2 tRNA genes and 1 rRNA gene are annotated in these 464 nt (G+C 46.1%); all 3 read right to left on the bottom strand.

The features are described 5' to 3' along the window. Positions 1-138: 138 nt before the first annotated feature. Positions 139-214: transfer RNA gene (locus FQZ95_RS06320), tRNA-Ala, on the bottom strand. A 42-nt stretch (positions 215-256) separates the two neighbouring features. Beyond that, positions 257-333 (bottom strand) — tRNA-Ile (locus tag FQZ95_RS06315). 68 nt (positions 334-401) lie between these two features. Further along, positions 402-464, bottom strand: a 16S ribosomal RNA gene (locus tag FQZ95_RS06310); the annotation flags it as partial.

Below are 464 nucleotides of genomic sequence, written 5' to 3'. Positions count from 1 at the left end.
AATTTGAGAGACTCACGAACAACTTTCGTTGTTCAGTGTTTCAATTTTCAGCTTGATCCAGATTTTTAAAGAGCAAAACTTCGCAGTGAACCTTTGCAGGTACACTCTGAAGTATTTTTTATTTAATCACTACAGAGATGGTGGAGCTATGCGGGATCGAACCGCAGACCTCCTGCGTGCAAAGCAGGCGCTCTCCCAGCTGAGCTATAGCCCCATAACATGTAGTTAAAACCTCTTCAAATTTGCGGTGCAAATTTGGTAGGCCTGAGTGGACTTGAACCACCGACCTCACCCTTATCAGGGGTGCGCTCTAACCACCTGAGCTACAAGCCTGTAGAGGTTTTACTGCTCATTTTCATCAGACAATCTGTGTGAGCACTGCAAAGCACAGTTCTTTAAGGTAAGGAGGTGATCCAACCGCAGGTTCCCCTACGGTTACCTTGTTACGACTTCACCCCAGTCAT

This window comes from Escherichia sp. HH41S (genome assembly GCF_009820115.1).
GTDB lineage: Bacteria > Pseudomonadota > Gammaproteobacteria > Enterobacterales > Enterobacteriaceae > Escherichia > Escherichia coli_F.
This window is presented reverse-complemented; position numbering and strand designations above follow the sequence as displayed.